General features: G+C 38.7%; 18 protein-coding genes and 1 pseudogene. 10 read left to right on the top strand and 9 right to left on the bottom strand.

The genetic code is table 11. From position 1 onward, the window contains the following. Position 1: 1 nt before the first annotated feature. The 5 genes from HGJ18_RS02980 to HGJ18_RS02960 form a co-directional block, all read right to left on the bottom strand. Positions 2 to 733, bottom strand: a complete 732-nt coding sequence (locus HGJ18_RS02980) for a PP2C family serine/threonine-protein phosphatase (protein ID WP_253697600.1) — start codon at positions 731 to 733, stop codon at positions 2 to 4. Further along, on the bottom strand, positions 717 to 1,079 hold the full coding sequence (locus HGJ18_RS02975) for a hypothetical protein (RefSeq protein WP_253697599.1): 363 nt from the start codon (positions 1,077 to 1,079) through the stop codon (positions 717 to 719). The genes HGJ18_RS02980 and HGJ18_RS02975 overlap by 17 nt, the downstream gene beginning before the upstream one ends. 94 nt (positions 1,080 to 1,173) lie before the next feature. Continuing rightward, a complete protein-coding gene (locus tag HGJ18_RS02970) occupies positions 1,174 to 1,878 on the bottom strand; it encodes a vWA domain-containing protein (RefSeq protein WP_253697598.1) in 705 nt (234 codons plus the stop codon). Positions 1,879 to 1,929: 51 nt separating this feature from the next. Next, positions 1,930 to 2,883 (bottom strand): hypothetical protein, encoded by a 954-nt coding sequence (locus HGJ18_RS02965; RefSeq protein ID WP_253697597.1) that lies wholly within the window; start codon positions 2,881 to 2,883, stop codon positions 1,930 to 1,932. Positions 2,884 to 2,897: 14 nt separating this feature from the next. Beyond that, the gene (locus tag HGJ18_RS02960; protein WP_253697596.1) at positions 2,898 to 3,512 is read right to left on the bottom strand and encodes a TM1812 family CRISPR-associated protein; all 615 of its coding nucleotides are present in this window, start codon (positions 3,510 to 3,512) and stop codon (positions 2,898 to 2,900) included. 328 nt (positions 3,513 to 3,840) lie between these two features. Between HGJ18_RS02960 and HGJ18_RS02955 the strand changes: the two genes are divergently transcribed. The 3 genes from HGJ18_RS02955 to HGJ18_RS02945 all read left to right on the top strand — a co-directional run bounded on the left by HGJ18_RS02955 (position 3,841) and on the right by HGJ18_RS02945 (position 8,002). Further along, positions 3,841 to 4,413: a hypothetical protein gene (locus tag HGJ18_RS02955; RefSeq protein WP_253697595.1), complete on the top strand. Its 573-nt coding sequence runs from the start codon at positions 3,841 to 3,843 to the stop codon at positions 4,411 to 4,413. Between the two features lie 155 nt (positions 4,414 to 4,568). Beyond that, on the top strand, positions 4,569 to 7,415 hold the full coding sequence (purL, locus tag HGJ18_RS02950; RefSeq protein WP_253697594.1) for a phosphoribosylformylglycinamidine synthase subunit PurL: 2,847 nt from the start codon (positions 4,569 to 4,571) through the stop codon (positions 7,413 to 7,415). A 26-nt stretch (positions 7,416 to 7,441) separates the two neighbouring features. Further along, positions 7,442 to 8,002 (top strand): TIGR01440 family protein, encoded by a 561-nt coding sequence (locus tag HGJ18_RS02945; RefSeq protein ID WP_253697593.1) that lies wholly within the window; start codon positions 7,442 to 7,444, stop codon positions 8,000 to 8,002. A 15-nt stretch (positions 8,003 to 8,017) separates the two neighbouring features. Here the strand turns inward: HGJ18_RS02945 and HGJ18_RS02940 are convergent, their stop codons facing one another. Further along, positions 8,018 to 9,499 carry a 4Fe-4S dicluster domain-containing protein gene (locus HGJ18_RS02940; RefSeq protein WP_253697592.1) on the bottom strand — a complete coding sequence of 494 codons (1,482 nt, stop codon included), beginning with the start codon at positions 9,497 to 9,499 and terminating at the stop codon, positions 8,018 to 8,020. A 189-nt stretch (positions 9,500 to 9,688) separates the two neighbouring features. Here HGJ18_RS02940 and HGJ18_RS02935 point away from each other — a divergent pair, with 189 nt between their 5' ends. The 7 genes and pseudogenes from HGJ18_RS02935 (at position 9,689) to HGJ18_RS02905 (ending at position 16,083) form a co-directional block, all read left to right on the top strand. Further along, positions 9,689 to 10,378, top strand: a complete 690-nt coding sequence (locus tag HGJ18_RS02935; protein WP_253697591.1) for a hypothetical protein — start codon at positions 9,689 to 9,691, stop codon at positions 10,376 to 10,378. Positions 10,379 to 10,420: 42 nt separating this feature from the next. Further along, a pseudogene (locus tag HGJ18_RS12830) lies at positions 10,421 to 10,953 on the top strand (DpnI domain-containing protein); the annotation flags it as partial. After that, positions 10,927 to 11,190 carry a hypothetical protein gene (locus tag HGJ18_RS02925; RefSeq protein ID WP_366793571.1) on the top strand — a complete coding sequence of 88 codons (264 nt, stop codon included), beginning with the start codon at positions 10,927 to 10,929 and terminating at the stop codon, positions 11,188 to 11,190. The pseudogene HGJ18_RS12830 and the gene HGJ18_RS02925, both read left to right, overlap by 27 nt. Positions 11,191 to 11,270: 80 nt before the next feature. After that, on the top strand, positions 11,271 to 12,584 hold the full coding sequence (purD, locus tag HGJ18_RS02920; RefSeq protein ID WP_253697590.1) for a phosphoribosylamine--glycine ligase: 1,314 nt from the start codon (positions 11,271 to 11,273) through the stop codon (positions 12,582 to 12,584). A 26-nt stretch (positions 12,585 to 12,610) separates the two neighbouring features. Beyond that, positions 12,611 to 13,711 carry a phosphoribosylformylglycinamidine cyclo-ligase gene (purM, locus tag HGJ18_RS02915; protein WP_253697589.1) on the top strand — a complete coding sequence of 367 codons (1,101 nt, stop codon included), beginning with the start codon at positions 12,611 to 12,613 and terminating at the stop codon, positions 13,709 to 13,711. A gap of 87 nt (positions 13,712 to 13,798) precedes the next feature. After that, positions 13,799 to 14,962 (top strand): (E)-4-hydroxy-3-methylbut-2-enyl-diphosphate synthase, encoded by a 1,164-nt coding sequence (gene ispG, locus HGJ18_RS02910; RefSeq protein WP_253697588.1) that lies wholly within the window; start codon positions 13,799 to 13,801, stop codon positions 14,960 to 14,962. Continuing rightward, positions 14,959 to 16,083, top strand: coding sequence for a tetratricopeptide repeat protein (locus HGJ18_RS02905; RefSeq protein WP_253697587.1), 1,125 nt, complete (start codon positions 14,959 to 14,961; stop codon positions 16,081 to 16,083). Before ispG ends, HGJ18_RS02905 begins: the two co-directional genes overlap by 4 nt. Before the next feature lie 5 nt (positions 16,084 to 16,088). Here HGJ18_RS02905 and HGJ18_RS02900 read toward each other — a convergent pair whose 3' ends face one another. Genes HGJ18_RS02900 through HGJ18_RS02890 form a run of 3 tightly spaced genes read right to left on the bottom strand, consistent with a single transcriptional unit; the run spans position 16,089 to position 20,249 of the window. Then, on the bottom strand, positions 16,089 to 16,892 hold the full coding sequence (locus HGJ18_RS02900; RefSeq protein ID WP_253697586.1) for a zinc dependent phospholipase C family protein: 804 nt from the start codon (positions 16,890 to 16,892) through the stop codon (positions 16,089 to 16,091). A 4-nt stretch (positions 16,893 to 16,896) separates the two neighbouring features. Further along, positions 16,897 to 18,465: a BCCT family transporter gene (locus HGJ18_RS02895; RefSeq protein ID WP_253697585.1), complete on the bottom strand. Its 1,569-nt coding sequence runs from the start codon at positions 18,463 to 18,465 to the stop codon at positions 16,897 to 16,899. Beyond that, positions 18,465 to 20,249 carry a phosphotransferase gene (locus HGJ18_RS02890; RefSeq protein ID WP_253697584.1) on the bottom strand — a complete coding sequence of 595 codons (1,785 nt, stop codon included), beginning with the start codon at positions 20,247 to 20,249 and terminating at the stop codon, positions 18,465 to 18,467. The genes HGJ18_RS02895 and HGJ18_RS02890 overlap by 1 nt, the downstream gene beginning before the upstream one ends. Positions 20,250 to 20,261: the final 12 nt, after the last annotated feature.

Raw genomic sequence — 20,261 nt, 5'->3', positions numbered from 1 at the left:
TTTAAACCTCTATAAAGACAATTGTTTTATCATCACTATGACCTTTTACCGGCCAATTTAATAATGCTGTTTTCATATTAAGTGAATTTATTTTTCTCTTGTTTTGCAAAGATTTTTTTCTTATCTCTTTTATAAAATCTGCATGTTTTTTTTCTTCAATATCGTTTGAAACTCCATCAGTGCATAATACAATTGAAGAAAATTTATTTTTTTCAAAAATAGAAATCTCCTGCTTATTTGAAATATCGTAACTTGTAAGACAGTATGTTGTATTAGCAAAACAGTCATCTTTTTCATCGGTAATCAAAACATTGTCTTCTTCATTTTTGCCAAGCATAAAAATCATTCCGTCACCAAGTCTAGCCGTAAATATATTTTTTCGGGTTATATATACGAACAGACATGTTGAGCTGCAATGCATTGGATTATAACCTTTTTGTTTTAAACTCAGACTCCACTCTTTTTGAATAATCAAAAAAATATCGTTTATAGGAAAAGTTCTATTCTTCTTTTGAGATTTTTCAAATTCTTTGATAGTTTTTACAACTGCCTTGCATGCATCCTTAGAACCTTTATCGGAAAAGCGTTTACTTCCTAAACCGTCAGCAACTACCGCAATCATTCCGTTTTTTGTTTGCTTTATGATAAAGCTATCTTGATTAGGCATACTTCGCAGAACATGAGACGGACCTCGTACAGAAGCTCCCCATGATTTTTTAGACCTGTATTTCATATTGACCGCAAACCTCATGAAAGGCTGAAATAAGATCTTCAGCTTCATAGCCATACCTGCTCAAATTCGCATCGGAACCACAATATACAAAGACACATCGTTTGTTTTCAGATTGTAATCTGTCAATAAAAGAAGATAATTCTTTTGATCTTACAAAATAACCGTCCGTAAAGACTAAGGCTCTTTCGATATTTTGAGTTTTAAAAGTATCAGTAAGCTCTTGAAAAGAGCCTTGCCATTCTTTACTTAAAAATTCGACATCGGAATACTCTGTATTGAGTTCTTTTAGTTTTATCAGGCTTTGGACTGCATTTTCTACAATGATTTCTTTTCCCAATACACTCATACTCCCTGAAATATCTTTAATCAAATATATTTGCATTATACTATTCCTATAACAATACAAGCAGAAAAATACTTTCTGCTTGTATTAAACTAAATTAAAAATTAGAAAAATCGTTTAAGGCTTTTATATCGGCGGAAAGCCCCGTTGTTCCGGCAATTTGTGCAAGCTGCTGCATTGAAACCATCTGATTAGGATTTTGTGATCGTGAGCGGACGCTTACACTCATTGTGACCATTTTAAAAAACTGTGAAATACCGGAAGCATCACTTGCCAAAAACACCTTGTTTTCGGTATCGTTTAAAAATTTATTTAAAACGGGATCATTTTGGCTCGTTCCGATAGCCATAGCCATACGGTCGCATTTTGAAGATCGTCCGGAAGAAATAAAGGCATTCATCGGCTCTTCCCATGAATCATTAGGGGCTCCATCCGAAATAAGCACAACAGTCGGACGGTATCCTTTAGACGGAATAATTTCTTTGTTTTCGATCATGTTCTTTGCCAAGCTCAATGCAGCCCCCATCGGTGTCATACCGTCTGCTGTCAGCTGAGGGCTATTAATATTTTTTGAAGGAGTAAGAGGTAAAACTAAATTTGCACCATTTCCTCCAAAGGTAATAATGGCAACTTGTATTTCAGTTTCCATTGAACCTTCACTTTTAAAACTTTCAATCATCTCATTGACAGCATTGTTTAGGGAGGCAATTTTTTCTCCTGCCATACTTCCGCTCCCATCCAACAAAAGAATAACAGGTAAGGGGCGGGCTTTTTCCACCGTAAATTTCGAAACATCAAACATAATCTTTTCTCCTTAAGAATTATTGTTATACAATGCAATATGCACATTATATCACAAAGTTGACACTTTTTCTTCTATTTCTTTCAAAAATTCATTTAAAGTTCTACTGGCATCGGTTTTATCTCTTCCGAAACGCGAGGCTATATCCTGTTGGGAAGGGTGGGAGCCGCCTTTGACTTCAACTTCTTCCAAGTCGGCATATAGTTCAAGATCTATAAAAGTAAATTCCTGCTTATTGTCGTTCATTTTAGTCAAAATTATAAGATCAGGATAAAACTTCAATGTCAATAATGCCGATAAATACTTTTTTACCCGTTTCTGCTTTTTCTTAAAAATTTCATCAATAATCCTGAATTGATGAAAAGCAGTTTTAATCTCTTGATTTTTATCTTCCTGTTTTTCAAACTCTTTTTCGGGGTTTCCAATATCCGACTTCAGCTGATCAAATACACTTCCTTCCTTACCGTCAATGGTGATTATATCGGAACAAATCGTCACTTTACCGAAGTCCAAAACTTGCTCCAAGACATTTTTTGAACAGCCTAGCATGGAACCGAGCTCCCGCATTTTATTTATATCTCTGCTATCAATCCCGCGTGAATGTGCAAGCTGAAGAAGCAACTTCCATTGCCTTAAGATTTTTTGCGGCACCTTTAATCCATGCAAATAGCTTTTTTGTCTTTCCCGTGAAATTTCGTTTTTAACGGCAGCATTAACATAATGTAAAAAAGGAGCTTCTTTTTCAATTTTATATGCTTCCATAGTCTTTGCGATTGTGCTATTTATGACATCACTGTACTTTTCAGCTATTATTTCATCATCATATTCATATCCGGTATATTGAATCTCTTTATAATACCACCACAACGCAATCCAAAGTTTTTCTTTTAAAGTATTGCGTTTTGAAGCAAGATTGTTATCTTCTTTTGAAATTGAGAAAAACTCGTCTGCTAAATATTTAATTTCGGCTTCGAAATTTTCTTTTTTCTCTTTGCTTGCTCTCATTTAAAAAAAATCCCCTACAAAGCAAAGAATTTATCTATTGTTTTTATTGCAGATTTTCCGTCAGGAGCTTCCATAGCCGATGTCAAACTATTTAAGTAATAAAGAGGAGTCAAATCAAAAATGCGCTGACTGTCCTTTTTAATTTCTCCTTTTTCAAATTCGGCCTTTCCATAGATGATGTGCTTTATTTCGGCATTGAAAAATTTTTCTGCGAAATTTAAAACACAAAAAAGAACAATCGGTAAGGTTTTTTGACCGAATGTTATATCGGTAATTATTTCTGCATCAGGTTCAAGATAGTCCAGCAGTTTTCTAAACCGATTCTCGTTAGTTTCCTTGTTTTCTTCAAAAGCCTCAGTTACATCAAAAAAAGAAATATCGGCACCTATTCTCTCGTTTAAACTTTTAAGTTCAGTCTTAAAAGTCTCTGCATTTTTTTTACTTGAGCCCGAATCATTCATCAGTTGAACAATCTTAACAGGTTCTCCTTTTTTCAATGTTTTTGCAAGAACGGCATTTACAGGGAATATTACCGGATTTTCATATTCCAAATCCTTGTATCCTTCAACCGGATATTTCAGTTTTTCGATTTTGTCCTTCATAGGAATCGTCGTAAAAATAATTTTCATATATACCTCTTTAAAATGCTATAATTTTATAAAGCATAATTTAGAATATAGTTTATTTTAACAAAGAGTTGACATTTTTTCTTAAAGAATTATAGCTAAATTTCAATAAAAAACAAGATTCATGGCATAGCTTTTTAAACAGCCATTTTTATCTTTATGCTTTATTCCCCCAAAAAGTCCCAAATTCAAGACCTTGACAAATAATTGTTTATACAATAGTATACCTGCTTGATTGGCCTATCACTAAAAAGAATGGTAACGGAACCAATCGGCATTTTAAATAAAAAATTAAATTGCAGTGAAAAACATTGCAAGAAGGATGGTTAAGATGAAAAAAATATTGATAGTTTTTTTCTGTATGATGATGGTTTCTGCAAATATTTTTGCACAATCGGATTTGCAGGGAAACGGTAATGGCGGAAAAGATAAGCTTGGAGCTTGGGTAGGCTTTCCATTTATAGGTTTATCTTATTCACATGAATTTAATGATTTGATGGAATTTGATTTACTGATAGGTTCAACAGGTATACCATTTATGAGCCGACAAGTAGACATTAGAACAGGTCTTCTTTTTACTGTATGGGAACCTGTAATTGATGGACAAAAATGCCCTCTTACAATAGGACCTGCTGTTGACATTAGTAGTTTTATGGTTCTGTTTGTACCAGCCTCTATTGGAGTCACACTATTATGCCCTATACGTTGGGAAATAAATTTTCGAAGAACTCCTGCATTTAACTTATTTATTGAAGCCGCTCCTGCTATCGGTTTTTCTTACGCTTTGACAGACACTAAACATGGAGTTTTATCTCTTCAAAATAAACAGATAAACGATAAAATTGCTATAAATTGGGTACCTCACATAGGCCTTGGACTTAGATACCGCATTCCAAATAAATAATTCTTAGGAATATTTTTAAATTTCGTAAAAATATGCCTATCTAAATAAATCCGTTCAAAACAACACTCCGCCCCTACCTTGAATTTTTCCCTCACTTCAAGTATACTTAACTATATATAATTATCCAAAATCCATCGGAAGTTAAGAGGTTGTCTATGAATATTTACCGATTTTGTGTTAAAAGCAAAGAAGGCTTACACTTTCAAATACCCAAAAATGAGGAGCTCTTAAAGCAGGCCCATGTTCTCGGCTTTAAAGCCGTTAAAGAAATAAATACCGAAACCCTTTATTTTGTACGCGGAAATCTTTCAAATGAAGAAAAAAAGGTACTGGCCGACTTCTTATTTTGCGATGAGCTTTATGAGTACAGCCAAACCGAAAGCTTTACAATAGAAGATAAAAAAAATATTTTCCATATCGAAACAGCTTTAAAGCCGGGAGTTACGGACTCATCTTCACGCGAGGCCTTGAGGGTGGTCAAAGAACTCGGTATTCTCGGCGTTGAAGAAATTACCAGCGGAAAAGCCTACGATATTCAGGGTGAACTAACCCAATCCGAAATAGAAAAGATTGCAAAAAGCCTTTTATGCAATGACGTTATAGAACAGTATAAAATAGGCTTTGTAGAACCTGCATGGGCTCATGAACATGACGGAAAAAATGAGCCTAATACAAAAGTTGAAATCATAGACATAGCCTCCATGAACGATGAGGAACTTTTAGCCCTCTCAAACGAAAGGCGGGCTGCCTTGGATATTTACGAGATGAGGGCTATCAGAGAATTCTACAAGACGGAAAAGCGATCTTGTACCGATGCGGAATTTGAAACCATAGCCCAAACTTGGAGCGAGCACTGCGTTCATAAAACATTTAAGGCAAAAATAGAAATTGACGGCACCTCTCTAACAGAGGAACAAAAAAAGGCCTATCCCGATCTTTGCGTAAACAGCATAATTAAAACCTATATCAAAAAGGCCACCGATGATATCAATGCTCCTTGGGTGCTTTCCTCCTTTGTGGACAATGCAGGTATTATCGAATTTGACGAAAAATATGAAGTTTCTTTTAAGGCGGAAACTCATAACCATCCTTCCGCCATTGAGCCCTTCGGAGGAGCCAATACGGGAGTCGGCGGCGTTATCAGAGATGTTATGGGCGTTTCAGCCCGTCCCTTTGCCGTAACCGACGTCCTTTGCTTCGGCCATCCCGATACTCCGGCAGAAAATGTTCCCAAGGGAACACTTCATCCTAAGCGCATAATCTCAGGCGTTATAGAAGGAGTTAAGGACTACGGAAACAAGATGGGCATTCCGACCGTAAACGGAGGCGTTCACTACCACGAGGCTTATGCTTCAAATCCTTTAGTCTACTGCGGATGTGCAGGTATCGCCCCCAGAGGAAAGCACCGCACAAAGCCCTCGGCCGGAGATCATATTATTTCTTTAGGCGGAAAAACGGGACGGGACGGCCTTAGGGGAGCTACATTTTCTTCGATGGTAATGGATGCAAGCACCGGCGATGTTGCAGGCTCATCGGTTCAAATTGGAGAACCTATAATTCAAAAAAAGGTAGCGGAAATTCTTATAGATGCCCGCGATCAAGGTCTTTATTCAGCAATTACCGACTGCGGAGCGGGAGGTTATTCTTCTGCCGTAGGCGAAATGGCTTCGGCACTCGGCTGCGATGTAGACCTCGCAAAAATCCCCGTAAAATATCAGGGCCTGGCCCCATGGGAGCTATGGCTTTCGGAGGCACAGGAAAGAATGGTTATCGCCGTTCCAAATGACAAACTCGATGCCTTACAAAAGCTCTGCGATGCCAACGATGTGGAATTGACAAACCTCGGCCGTTTTACCGGAGATGCCGTTTTAAGAGTACGCTTCGGCGAAAAGGAAATTATAAATCTTTCATGCGGCTTTTTACATTCAGGCCCGCCTCAGAGAAAACTAAAAGCGGCTCCTCCAAAAGATGGAAAACCTTTTATAAAATATCCTAAATATACGGAACCCGATCTAAATGAGGCTCTAAAGGCTGTGATAAATCATCATGCCGTAAATTCAAAAGAATACATAGTAAGACTTTACGACCATGAGGTTCAAGGCGGAACAATTCTACGCCCCTATGACGGCCCTGAAGGGAATGTGCCTCAGGATGCAGCCGTTATAAAGCCTATGGAAACGGAAGGGAAAAAAGCCGTTGCTATCTCAAATGCCTTAAATCCGAGGCAGGGGCTTTTGGATCCTTATGCAGCCGCAGCAAGTGCGATAGACGAAGCTGTCCGAAATGCCGTTGCAGCCGGAGCAGACCCCGAAAAAACAGCCATCCTCGATAATTTTTGCTTAGGAGATCCCAACCGTCCGGAAACCATGTGGGCACTGATAGAGATGGCACGCTCTTGCTATGACACTGCCCTCGTCTTTAAAACCCCTTTTATTTCGGGGAAGGACTCCTTTAATAACGAATACCTAAGCTCGGAAGGAAAAAGAGTTTCCATTCCGCCGTCACTTTTAATATCGGCGATGGGAATAGTTCCCGACATCGGAAAGGTTCCGGGCTCGGACTTTAAAAAAGAAGGTTCGGCTATTTACCTTGTAGGTAAACCTCAATTTTCTTTCGGCGGCTCGGTTTTTGCAGAACTTTTCGGCATTCCTTCAGGAGAAAGCGATGCCGTTCCTTCCTTTAAAAAAGAAGTGGCTGAGCTTTATAAAAAACTTCACTCCAATATAATGAAGGGCTTGGTGCTTTCATGCCATGACCTAAGCGAAGGAGGATTAGCTGCCGCCCTCTACGAAATGTGTTTAAGCGGAATAGGAGCCGAGTTAAACGAAGACTTCCACACAAGGCTGGGGGCTTCAAAGATTGCAAGCCTCTTTGGGGAAACCACAGGCTGTCTTCTTGTCGAAGTAAAAGAAGAAAACCGTTCGGCCTTTGAAAAAGAAATGGAAGGTGCTTCAATTTACGAGATAGGAAAAACCTGCGGAAAGACAGGATTAAAACTTTAACGAAGTTAGTTTAAGGGCGAGAAAATATGAGCGGAATCGATTTGGAAAAAATAAAAGAAGAAACTATAGCCGCCTTAAATGAGCTTCTTGAAGCGGCTTCTTTAAAAGCCGGAGACATACTTGTTCTAGGCTGCAGCACCAGCGAGGTTTCGGGAGGAGTAATCGGTAAGGCCTCAAATGAAGAAGCCGGAAGAACAATAGTTTCCGCCCTGCTTTCAGTCCTTGAACCGAAAGGAATCTTTTTGGCAGTTCAAGGCTGCGAACACATCAACAGAGCCCTCGTTATCGAAAAGGAAGCTCAAGAAAAATACGGCTTTGAAGAGGTGTCGGTAGTTCCTGCCCTCCACGCAGGAGGAGCAGCCTCCCTCGCCGCCTACAATCTTTTTAAGGCTCCGGTTATGATAGAACACGTAAGAGCCCATGCCGGCATGGACATAGGAGACACCGAAATCGGAATGCACATAAAATTTGTGCAAGTCCCCGTAAGGCTTAAAACCAAGTACATAGGTGCAGCGAGGCTCACAGCCCTCAAAAGCCGCCCCAAATTGATCGGCGGCGAAAGAGCCGTGTATGAAAAAGTATTATAGGCAGTAATTTTTTTACTACATTAAATCTTTTTCTCTCGAATAAGAAAGTCCTTCGTCTGCGTATTTTTTTAGTTGGCTTGCAGCAAGTTTTTGGTTTGTGATAACCGAAGGCCCGCCTATGCAGCCGCCTTCACATGACATAACTTCTACAAGGTTGGGCGTGGACGAATCATGAGGAAGCTCTCCGCTTTGAATTTTACCATAGGAGGCAAGCTGTTTCATTCCTTCTTTATTAAGGCCGTTTATAAGCACGGGCCGGAGGTTTTCAGGTTTTTTGAGACGAACTCTTACAGCTTCGGCAACACCGCCTGAGGCTGCAAAGCCTCTTCCCGAAGAGGTCGGCGTAATTTTTCCGGGCAAGGCTTCTTCCTTGGAAATATCTATTTCTTTGGCAGTCAGCAAGGCTCCCAATTCTTCTATCGACAAAACATAGTCTACAAACTCATCTTCCAAGCCCTCCCGCCTCTTTGCAAGACAGGGACCTATAAATACCGTAACGCAATCAGGATCTTCTTTTTTTGCCAATTCGGCCGTATAGTGCATCGGGCTTCTTGTATCCGAGATACAGGGAACAAGGGCCGGAACATGTTTTTTTACTGCCCTGACATAGGCAGGACAGCAGGATGTAGTCATTAAGATATGTCCGTGTTCCATTCTCTCTTCAAACTCGGAAGCTTCACGGTCAGCCGTTATGTCCGCACCTATAGCTACTTCCCAAACCTTATTGAAACCGGCTTTTTTTAAGGCAGCCTCAAGCTGTCCCGGAACAGCCTTAAACTGGGCTGCAACCGCAGGAGCATAGAGGGCGGAAACTTTTTTTCCGCTCATTAAATGTTTTATGACATCCACAATCTGCCCCTTATCCATCATGGCACCAAAAGGACATTCCCTCATACAGTTTCCGCAAAAAATACATTTATGGTAATCGATTCTTTCTTTTCCGTTTTCGTCTTTTGAGATAGCGCCAACGGGACAGGATTCTTCACACGGAACGGGGATTTTTATAACGGCATGGTAGGGACAGTTTTTTAAACAGATACCGCAGTTTATGCATTTTTCTTCATCAATACGGGCTCTTCCTCCCGAAATCGCTATAGCGGTCTTAGGACAGTTCATCATGCAGGGACGGGCAACACAGGCTTGACAAGAATTTGTAATCATATATTTACTTTTTACGCAGGCATTACAGGCCTCATCCAAAACGGTGAGCATGGGCCATGTCGGTTTTTCTCTTTCTAAAGCTTCTTTTGCAAATTGAGCCAGGGTCTTTTCTTCATCATAATTTTCCAAAGAACAGCCGAGCCTTGCAATTACCCGATGCCTCATTATTTCCCTGTCATGAAAAATACAGCACCTTATAGGAGTACTGTTTCTCGGAACCATTTCTCTCGGAATATAGTGAACGCCTTCTTGAAGCTTACCTTCAAGTTGGAGCTTGGCAATGCGTACAAGAATTTCTCTTTTGATATTAGATGTGTTATTATTTATGTTAAGCATACTCTCCCCTAAAAAAACGGCACATTAAATATATATAAAAAAATATTTATGAAGTCAAGAGGGAGGAAGCAAAGGCGGGAATAACCAATAAGAAACAATCAAAAAAGAACTTGACAAAAATTGTAAAAAAACTAAACTTGTAGTAGCGATAAATTTCCTGTTATATGAAACACAAAAGGAGGAAGAAAAATGATTCTATTTAAAAATCATATAAAAAAAATAAGCTTTGTTTTATTTTTAAGCCTAGCCCTCTCCGCTTACGGATTTGAACTTAATTCTTATTGGTCATTGGGAGATGTAAAAATTGGCGGTCTTTTCCAAGCACAAAAACCTAAGGCTGCATGGGACTTAAATATTTCCGCATTTAAGTTTTATTTTAAAGACTTGGATTCGGGATTTAATTTATCCTTGAGTCCTTTTTATATGGATATAAAAGCCAGCAATAAAGAAATAGAAACCATCAACAGTGCTGCCGACCAAAGATTAGCTTTTTTAAAACACGGACTATTTATTATGTCTTTTATAAATGCAAAATTAAGCTATGATACCTTAAATTTTATATCCGACACCTTTGAACTAAATCTTTTTACGAGTATTCATGCTGTCGATCCTGTAATAATCGCACGGTTTCAAATAAATGCAGGCTTGGAGTTTGCAATTATAAAAGAAATATATCCCTTCGCCGGAAGAAAATATCCTTTAAAATCAAAGCTTTTAAGTGCAAGGACAGGATTTAGATACACCGACAATAAACCCTTTTTCTTTTGCGACATAGGTTTTGACTCAGGTGCTATTTTATTTATGTTTGAAAGCGATTACAAAAAAGCAAAAGAAAAGGCAGAAAAAGAAACCGTAAAGGATATTTTTGATAAGGATTAAATTTACGATTAGTTGATTAGTAGAAAATTATTTGGGACGATTATGATATACCGATTTGACATTTCTTTAATAAAAAAATATCACAGTAAATCTCAGATGGTAAGGGTGCTAACAGAGGATTGGGTACTAAGAAATTTTAATTGCCCGATTTGCGGTAAACTTAAAATCGAGGCATATCCAAATAACTATCCGGCAGGAGATTTTTTCTGTAAAAACTGCAAATCGGATTTTGAGTTAAAAAGTAAAGAAAGCATTTCCGGAAAATTACCGAATATCATCACGGACGGAACCTATAAAACAATGATTGAAAGAATTACATCTTATAGAAATCCGAACTTTCTTTTCCTGACTTATAAGGACTACGAAGTATCAAATTTCATTTTGATACCAAATCATTTTTTACTCCATCTATTATTTTAAAAAGAAAGCCTTTATCAAATACGGCAAGACGAGCCGGATGGATAGGATGCAATATAGATATTTCGAAAATTCCCGATGCAGGAAAAATATTTATAATAAAAGATCAAATCGAAACAGACTCGAAAGAAATAATAAACAAATATGCAAAAATAAAATCCCTAAAAAAAACAAATATTGAATCTCGAGGCTGGCTGCTTGATATCATAGCTTGTATAGAAAAAATAAACACAGAAGAGTTTTCTTTAAGCCAAATATACGCCTTTGAAAATGAGTTGAAATTAAAACATCCTGAAAATAATTTTATCAAAGACAAGATAAGACAACAACTCCAATATTTAAGAGACAAGGGGTTTATCAAATTTTTGGGAAGAGGAAAATATAAAAAGTTATAAACCACCCTCCCCTTGCTCCTCCGCCCTTATTTTGATATACTTAAACCTCAAAACATCAGTACCTTATTTTGGAGAAAAATATGAACATACTGCTTGTCGGATCAGGCGGAAGGGAACATGCAATAGCTTTAAAGCTAAAAGAATCTCCTTCTCTCGGTAAACTTTTTATAGCACCCGGAAACGGAGGCACGGCCCTTTTGGGTGAAAACATTCCCATAAAGGCCGACAATATCGAAGAACTTGCCGATTTTGCCCTTTCTGCCTCAATAGACCTTGTAATTGCAGGCCCCGAAATTCCTCTGTGTTTAGGCCTCGAAGACCTGATTAAAGAAAAAGCAAAAGCTCAAAACAAAAAAATAGCATTTTTCGGGCCGTCAAAGGCTTGTGCCCGATTGGAAGCCTCCAAAGATTTTTCCAAAGAGATGATGAGCCTTCTTTCCATTCCAACGGCAAGATATTCTTCTTTTACCGATTTTCAAAAAGCAAAAGAATATATTGAAGGCTTGGATTACCCCTTTGTAATAAAGGCTGACGGCCTTGCGGCAGGAAAAGGAGTTATCCTGCCCGACTCAAAAAAGGAAGGCATAGCCGAACTTAAAAATATAATGATCGAAAAACAATTCGGAGCCTCAGGCGACAAGGTTGTTATAGAAGAACGCCTTGAAGGAGAAGAGGTTTCAATCCTTGCATTTTCGGACGGAGAAAAAATAGCAGTAATGCCGCCCTCGCAAGATCACAAGCGGCTTAAAGACAATGATGAAGGACCCAACACCGGCGGCATGGGAGCATACGCCCCCACTCCGATTTGCTCATATGAAGAAGCCGAAAAATATGCCGCTCTTACAATTCTTCCAATTGTAAAAGAAATGAAAAAAAGAGGTACGCCCTACATCGGAGTTCTCTATGCAGGCCTCATGCTCACAAAGGACGGCAAGGGCTTTACACCCAAGGTACTTGAATATAATTGCCGCTTCGGAGATCCCGAAACCCAAGTCTTAATGCAGCTTTTTGACGGAGACCTAGCTCTAACCATGAGCTCTTGCGCAGAAGGAAGCCTCGACAAAGCTATGCCTAAATGGAAAAAAGGCTATGCGGCAACCGTAGTACTTGCAAGTGAAGGCTATCCTCTTTCCTCATCAAAACCGGTAGAATTGTCCGCTTCGGAATTGAAAGGTTCCGCTGAGGTGAGTGTAATACATGCAGGCACTGCCCTTAAAGACTCCAAAATTTTCGCATCGGGCGGAAGGGTTCTTTGTATAAGCTCAAATGATAAGAGCTTACAAAAAGCTATGGATAATATCTATGCAAAAATAAAAACCATACACTTTCCCGGAGTGCAGTACAGAAAGGACATCGCAAAACGCGGCCTAGAACATCTAAATAAACTTAAATAAATATAAAATAAAAAGGAAGAAATAAAATGAACGAAATGAAAAATAAAAACCAAGAGCAGCCAAAGGGCAAGAGCGAAGAACTATCAAAAGATAAAAGTTCGGTATACAGCGCCTCAGGCGTGAACATTGATGCAGGAAATGAGGCCGTCCGCTTAATGAGTGCAGCGGTTAAATCAACCTTTAATAAATCCGTTCTTTCGGATGTAGGCACCTTCGGAGGTCTTTTCGGCACCGAAGAGCTTTTTAAAATGAAAAAGCCTGTCCTTGTAGGTTCTACGGACGGGGTCGGAACAAAGGTAAAAATAGCAGCCGAAGCCGGTATATACACAACAATAGGCCAAGACATAGTAAACCACTGCATTGACGACATCCTAGTTCAAGGAGCCAAGCCCCTTTTCTTTTTGGACTATGTTGCAAGCTCAAAGTTGGATCCGCAAATGATTGCCGACATAGTAGGAGGCATGGCAAAGGCTTGTAAAGAATCGGGCTGTGCCCTCATAGGCGGCGAAACGGCAGAAATGCCCGGTGTTTATATGGAAGGAGAATTCGACATAGCCGGAACCATTGTCGGGGCTGTCGATGAAGAAAAAATTCTTCCCAAAAAAAACATAAAAGAGGGAGACCTCCTGATAGGCCTTGCATCCGACAGTCCCCATACAAACGGATACTCATTGATTAGAACAGCCTTTAAAGGCGTAGACCTTAATACCGTCTACCCCGAATTAAAAGCACCATTACATGAGGTTCTATTAAAACCGCACCGCTCCTATCTTAATGCAATCTATCCAATCTTGCAGGAGCATCCTGAAATTGTAAAAGCCCTAGCCCACATCACAGGCGGAGGTTTTATCGAAAACATTCCGCGCGTTATTCCCGAAGGCCTCGTCATCAAGGTAAAAAAAGGCTCGTGGCCCGTACCGCCTCTTTATCCCCTGATCCAAAAATTAACCGGTGCAAGCGGGGACGAAATGTACAGAGTCTTTAATATGGGGATCGGAATGATAGCCGTAGTTTCCCCCGACATGGCCGAAAAATATCGCGAGCTTGTCGGAGAAGAATCATGGATAATCGGCAAACTGGAAAAAGCCGACACTCAAACTCAAAAGCCTGTAACAATATTAGAGTGAAGGGTAAACCTCTAAAAACTGAAGTTTTTAGAGGTTCCCTATAATAAAACTTGTATTTTAAATAATTTATGCCGATAATGAACTGATATGAACTCGATAAAACTACCGCGGACAATTCAGATAGGCGGCAAAGGACAGGTTAAAAAACTTACTCTCGGAGGCACTTCACCGATTTTGCTTCAAACTATGTGGAAAGAAAGCCTATTGGGAGCTGATCTCCTTTCTATTGTAAAAAGCTTAAATGAATTGAAACAATTGGGCTGCGATATCGTGAGGTTTGCAGTTCCCGACATGGATTCTGCAGAGCAATTTGTCAAGCTCACCCTATTAACGGAGATGCCTCTCGTCGCCGATATCCATTTCGACTATAAACTTGCCCTACGGTGCATGGACGGAGACACGGCAAAAATACGCATAAACCCCGGAAATATCGGTTCAAAAGAAAAAACGGAAGAAGTTATACGCAAGGCAAAGTATACGGGAACTGCTATCCGAATAGGGGTCAATTCGGGCTCTCTGCCTTCCGATCTAAAAAAGAAAATAGAAGAGGCAAATGCAAAAAGAAACTTAAGCGGCGACAAAAAGGCATTAGACGACGAGATTTCCCTCTTGAGAGCTGATGCCTTAACCGAGGCAGCCGCAAGAGAACTGGAAATTTTCGAAAAAGCCGATTTTAAAGATGCCGTAGTTTCTATGAAGGCTTCCAATGTGAGGGAAACGGTCATGGCAAACGAAATCTTTGCTAAAAAATTCGATAATCCTCTTCATTTAGGAGTTACTGAAGCAGGGCCCCTTATTCAAGGTATTGTAAAAAGCACAATAGCCTTTTACAGGCTTTTGGAACAAAACATAGGAAGTACCATAAGAGTAAGCCTCTCCGATTCTTGCGAAAATGAAGTTATAGCCGGAAGAGAAATATTAACCGAATGCGGTAAAAGGCAAGGCGGAATAAGGCTCATATCCTGCCCGCGATGCGGAAGAAAGGGCTTTGATGTTCAAGCCTTTGTAAAACGATGGCAGACAAAACTCTTATCCGAAAAGAAGGACATAAGCATTGCCGTTATGGGCTGCGTAGTGAACGGCCCCGGAGAAGGCAAGCATGCAGACCTTGGAATTACCGGAGCAGAAGACTCCGTTATAATATTTAAACACGGAGCAATTACCAAACGCTTGGATTTAAAAAAATTAACAGAAGAAGAAAAATTTGAGGCAGTGGATAAAGCCTTTATAGAGGAGCTTCAAAGTCTATGAAAAAACAATTAAAAATTATTTTTATCGTACTATCTATTTTTTATTTTTGCTCAAACCTTTTTTGTTTGGAATCTATTGATGAAAAAGAAAGACCTTGGCATCTTTTAGAACAGGCAAAAATCCAAATGGAAAAAGGTGAGTTCGGCCTTGCCCTCCACTTAACAAATAAGGCAAGGGATATTCATAAAGAACAAATGGAAGCAAAATATTCTTATATGTTCAATGCCTTAAAACCGAAAAGGGTAAAATTAGAGGGAGACAATATTTCGGATGTTTATGCAATTTTAAATAAAAGGGAAGATCACGATGCTTGTAAGATTTTGGATGAAATCTTTTTAACTCATCCGCCCATATTTTTTGATAAGTCTATTTCAAAATTAATGTCATGGCTCGAAAAACGCAAGGCCTTCCCTGAAACGGATTATTTGACAGGCCGAATTTATTTTGCAGAAGGAGATTATGAGCAAGCCATGCACTATTATAAAGAAGCATGGAATTCCCACAATTTCTTGGAAATACCCGATGAAAGGTTCAATATAATTTATGCACTTGCCGACACATCAAAACTTTTGCGAAAATACGATGAACAGGAAAAATACCTCCTGCTTGTTTTAACCGAAGATCCTATATACGGAACTACAAATTTGGAAAGCGATGCTCTTCAAGCTATGATTAAAACAATAAGCTCGGAAAAAACAACCGAAAAATTCTTTTTGCTGTATCGAAACCGTAATCCGATAGCCTTAAAAGCCTACATGGATTTAACTGAAATATATTTGGAAGCAGGCAAAAACAGAAGAGCTCTTGCAACCGCTGTTTTAGCTTCTATAATAACTATAACGAATCTTGATGACCTTATCTCAAAAGACGACTATAATTACAAATATACCGAATTTACAAACCTGCTTCACAGACTGAATAGAAGACAGGATGTAATATTATGGGCCGAAAAACAAAATTTTTGGAGAGCCTTTATGAATCTTGCGGATTCTCTTTCGAAAAACGGTAATACCGAACAGGCTTTATATCTTTATTCAAAACTGGCAGAATCTATTCCTTCCATAAAATATGCCCAGGAAGCCTCATATAAAAAAGAAGAACTTGCAAAAGGTAATAAATAAAGGTTTTAAGAAAATCTATAATTAAAACGATCTAAAAACGGCCTACCATCTGTAAGATTTTTTAAAAAATTTTCCATCAACTCGGCCGTTATTTCTATCGAATTATTGTAAAGAGAAAAAAGCTTTTTATTTGTAATTTTACTTTTAATATGGTCAGCCGTTCTAATAATGTGCCCCTGCAAAAAACCATAAAGGCCTAAGATTTTAATTAAAGAAAGTTTTAAAATCTGAGACAACCTTGTAGGTGCATAGAAAAAGTGTTTCCCCATTTTAAAACTACGAAAAGAACGCAAGATATCTTCTTTTGTTATAGAGGGAAGAAGACATCTGTAGATATTTGCAACGGCTTCAGCTTCTTTTTCACTTATATCGATATAATTATGGGCCTTGTATCTAAGAGGATGGAGACCGTCCTGCTTTAATAAAAATTTTTCAAATTCCATTTCAATTTCGGCATGGTCTCTTTTCATCTCCTCGACCATAGCATTTACATAAGGATGGCAGCAACTATCCAAACCGAAGTGACCTATAAAGCCCATCATGTAAGAAAATTCATCCGTATTAGGCTCTATTCTAATTTTATTTAATACGGCATTAAAAACATCGGTACAATTTTTATTATGGATATCCTTTGCAAGCTGCAATACAGGATTATTATTCTTTTTAAAGGGTTTATAAAAATACAAAAAATCAGGGCCCTGTAAGCCGAGATTATATAAATTTTTATTTGAAATTCCGGCAACAATTTCAGGAGACAATATAGCAAAAACCCTTTGTCCATGTATATAATGTGCGTAAAAATCCGGCATAAGGCTACCTATACCCTCCGTTATGTTTTAGTTCCTTAAAAAGACTTATAACTATCAGTATTATTATAATTCCTAAAGGAAAGGCGGCTATAATCGAAAGACTTTGAAGCTGGTTTAAATTAGTTCCCACAAGGATTAAGGCTGCGGGAAGCATTACAAAGACTACCGCCCAAAATGCCCTAAGGCCCTTTTTAGGTTCGCTATGCTTTTCCAAATTCTTTTGAGAATAGGAAGCTATTACCAAAGTAATTGCATCAAAAGTACTCGAATAAAAGGCTATCATTGTAATTATCAAAACACCTAAAACAATTTTTGCATAAGGAAGGGTGTTAAGAATTTGCAGGATAACTTGAGAAGGGTCCGTTTCCTTTATTGCGGAAGCCGCATCAAAAATTCCGTGAGCCTGTAAATGAAGCCCGTAATTTCCAAGGATTATAAAAGAACAATAAGTCCCTGCTATACCGCAGATAAGTCCGCCGATTATGGTATTCTTTATTGTACGGCCTTCAGAAATCTTTCCTATAAAGAAAGGAGTTGCAACAAACCAAGCTATCCAATAAGCCCAATAAAATATTGTCCAGTTTTGAGGGAAGCCGGCTCCTCCTTCTCCGGAAATACGCAATGGGTCCATCCATGTGGACATGCCGAAAAAGTTTTGAATAACCTTGCCGATACCGGTTATACTTGTTTCTATTATGTAGATTTTGGGTGAGGCTATAAATACAAGACCTAAAAGAACACAAAAAGAAACAACCGAAATCTTTGCAAGCTGAGAAATCCCCTTTAAACCCAATAAAACGGCAGCCGTGTAGACGGCAGCTATTATCAGAAGAATGACAAGAGTCAAAATCTTTCCTTGAGGTATTCCAAAAATAGTAGAAACAGCCAAAGACAAAAGAGGAGTTGCAAGCGAGAATGTTGTAGCAGTTCCGGCCAATAAACCTATTACCGAAAAAACGTCTATCATCTTTCCTATAGGGCCGTCAATCCTGTCCCCAAAAATAGGACGGCAGCTTTCGGACAGCTTTTGCTTTGTTCTTCCCTTGACATGAAGCATATAAGCAAAGGCTACGGCAGGCACTATATGAAAAGCCCATGGTGTTATTCCCCAATGGAATAGAGGATAGGCCGCGGCCCAATCCTGTCTTTCTGCCAGTGAAAGAGAAGACAGACCGAAGGGACTTTCACCAAAATAATAGGCCCACTCTATAAGCGACCAATAAAGAATATCGGCTGCCATAGTCGAGGTAAAAATCATAGCCCCCCATGTAAAATTTCCGTAACGGGGTTTTTCAAGGTTTCCCAGCTTTACAGTGCCGAAGCGGGAAAAGGCCAAACCTATGGCGGTAAAAACAAGACCCAAACCTAGCAAAATATAGAAAAAACCCAGCTTATTTACAAAAACAGACCAAAGAGCATCAACTACCTTCATCGATTCTACAGGAAAAAAGAGAACCAATCCCGTCAAACAGATTATCACTGTCAGTGGTAATACGGTTATAAGCCAATCAATTTCATTTTTATCCTTTAATTCAAGTTCCTTTACACCCAATTCATCTTCAGTGTTCATCATCAATTACCTCCTACTATACTCTTCACTTTTTTATAATAATCCTTTGCATATCTATACATCTTTAAGCCGTAATCTCCAAAGCTAACGCCTAGCGCCTCTTTATAACAAGTCCAAAGGGCCCATAAAAAACCCGAAAGAGCGACATAACAATAGATACGAAGCCTTTCATCTTTTTCAGGCTTTCTTTGAAAATAAAGCTCCATCAAATTTTCAAGTTCGGTATTGTCATAGTAGGCATAAATAGCAAACATCGCTATATCTATGAGGGGATCACACATAGCGGCATATTCCCAGTCAATTAAATGCACATCATCACCGCTAATTATAAAATTGTCCGGCACAAGATCTATATGACATAAAACATGAGGTCTTTCCGTATTTTCAATCAATTCCAAAAGCTCATTCATCAAAAGCCTAACCTCGCGGTAATCATTATAGAAAATGCCGTTTTTTTCGTTGGCGATTTTTTCGTAATAGTCCATACGTTCGCGGAGATTAAAGGAATGAGCAACATTTAAGCCTGACTCATGAAGGCGGCGGGCAACATTCATACATTTTTCTAAGTCTTCAGGATTACGGGCATCCGCAGTATGGGAGCTAGGAATAAACTTGGTAATCTTTACCCCATTTTCAGGGTCAAAATAAATAATAGAATCGCTTAAGTTTAAAGGAGAAATAGCCTTATAAACCTCATATTCTTCCTTTCTGTTTATAAGGGCTTCGGTTCCTTCTCCCGGTATTCTAAAAATATATTCTTCACCCTCAAATTCAAACAAAAAGGATTTATTTGTCATCCCGAATTTAAGAGGCTTTAGATTTGTGATACTGTGCTCGGGCCTTTTAAATACATTTGATATAAGTTCAAGCCATTTATCATGGGAGGAAATAAGATAAGATGAATCAAATAGGCGAATTTCGTCAAGGGATTCGAATTCATATACCTGATGCTCACCCTGCTTGTTTGCAAACATGGTTAGCTCTTTTATATTCCTCATATATACATCTTCCCAATACCAATCATCGGTATCATCTCTTTCATAAGCTTCTTCAATCAAGGGGCGTATCTTATCGGAAAATTCTTTTGAAAAATATACGGGGCCGTACATAACCCAGCCGTTTCTGCCTCCGACTTTTACATCCATAATTTTATCGTGCAAGCCTAACTTTAATATCCATTCTTTTGTTTTTCCGGCTATCTTAACGGAAGAATACCATGAATCATACTCATGGGAATGGTACATATTTTCCCTAAGCCAATTATCGCTCGAAAGAATATAGGTGCTTTTAAGCTCATCCCTTACATGGTAAAGGGTGGAAAGATTATTTTTATTTTTAAAATCGGGATTATATACAAATTTTACGCCGTACTTATCTATAAGATATTCAAAGGTTTCCTTTAAATAGCCCACAACTACCGTTATATCGTTGATACCTACAGCTTTCAGCTGTTCAATTTGCCTTTCAATCATCCTTTCCCCAAAAACTTCCAACAATCCCTTAGGTGTTGCATAGGTTAAGGGAACAAAACGCGAACCAAAACCGGCAGCCATAATAATTGCATTATCCACCCTGCACTCTTCAAAAGTTGTTAAAGCTTTTTTGGTAAGCCGCTTTTTTCCAAAAGGAGGAACACCTTCGGTATACAAAAAACCGTCATGCTCCATATCGAATAAAATCTTATTTACATAGGCCAAGGATATTTTTAACTTTTTTGCAATATCTCTTTGCGGAATATCCTTATCATTTTGCATAAGTTTTATAATTTGAAAGTATCTTCTTTTCATAGACATACATTA

The organism is Treponema denticola (assembly GCF_024181405.1).
GTDB classification, from domain to species: domain Bacteria; phylum Spirochaetota; class Spirochaetia; order Treponematales; family Treponemataceae; genus Treponema_B; species Treponema_B denticola_D.
Note: the sequence above shows the minus strand (reverse complement) of the source record. Positions and strands in the feature narration are given on the sequence as shown.

Excerpts from the sequence above, each read along its gene's own strand:
- HGJ18_RS02895 (WP_253697585.1), bottom strand. The coding sequence starts at position 18,465 with ATGATGAACACTGAAGATGAATTGGGTGTAAAGGAACTTGAATTAAAG.
- HGJ18_RS02975 (WP_253697599.1), bottom strand. The coding sequence starts at position 1,079 with ATGAGTGTATTGGGAAAAGAAATCATTGTAGAAAATGCAGTCCAAAGC.
- ispG (WP_253697588.1), top strand. The coding sequence starts at position 13,799 with ATGAACTCGATAAAACTACCGCGGACAATTCAGATAGGCGGCAAAGGA.
- HGJ18_RS02940 (WP_253697592.1), bottom strand. The coding sequence starts at position 9,499 with ATGCTTAACATAAATAATAACACATCTAATATCAAAAGAGAAATTCTT.
- HGJ18_RS02945 (WP_253697593.1), top strand. The coding sequence starts at position 7,442 with ATGAGCGGAATCGATTTGGAAAAAATAAAAGAAGAAACTATAGCCGCC.
- HGJ18_RS02890 (WP_253697584.1), bottom strand. The coding sequence starts at position 20,249 with ATGAAAAGAAGATACTTTCAAATTATAAAACTTATGCAAAATGATAAG.
- HGJ18_RS02970 (WP_253697598.1), bottom strand. The coding sequence starts at position 1,878 with ATGTTTGATGTTTCGAAATTTACGGTGGAAAAAGCCCGCCCCTTACCT.
- HGJ18_RS02955 (WP_253697595.1), top strand. The coding sequence starts at position 3,841 with ATGAAAAAAATATTGATAGTTTTTTTCTGTATGATGATGGTTTCTGCA.
- purM (WP_253697589.1), top strand. The coding sequence starts at position 12,611 with ATGAACGAAATGAAAAATAAAAACCAAGAGCAGCCAAAGGGCAAGAGC.
- purL (WP_253697594.1), top strand. The coding sequence starts at position 4,569 with ATGAATATTTACCGATTTTGTGTTAAAAGCAAAGAAGGCTTACACTTT.
- HGJ18_RS02980 (WP_253697600.1), bottom strand. The coding sequence starts at position 733 with ATGAAATACAGGTCTAAAAAATCATGGGGAGCTTCTGTACGAGGTCCG.
- HGJ18_RS02965 (WP_253697597.1), bottom strand. The coding sequence starts at position 2,883 with ATGAGAGCAAGCAAAGAGAAAAAAGAAAATTTCGAAGCCGAAATTAAA.
- HGJ18_RS02900 (WP_253697586.1), bottom strand. The coding sequence starts at position 16,892 with ATGCCGGATTTTTACGCACATTATATACATGGACAAAGGGTTTTTGCT.
- purD (WP_253697590.1), top strand. The coding sequence starts at position 11,271 with ATGAACATACTGCTTGTCGGATCAGGCGGAAGGGAACATGCAATAGCT.
- HGJ18_RS02960 (WP_253697596.1), bottom strand. The coding sequence starts at position 3,512 with ATGAAAATTATTTTTACGACGATTCCTATGAAGGACAAAATCGAAAAA.
- HGJ18_RS02935 (WP_253697591.1), top strand. The coding sequence starts at position 9,689 with ATGATTCTATTTAAAAATCATATAAAAAAAATAAGCTTTGTTTTATTT.
- HGJ18_RS02905 (WP_253697587.1), top strand. The coding sequence starts at position 14,959 with ATGAAAAAACAATTAAAAATTATTTTTATCGTACTATCTATTTTTTAT.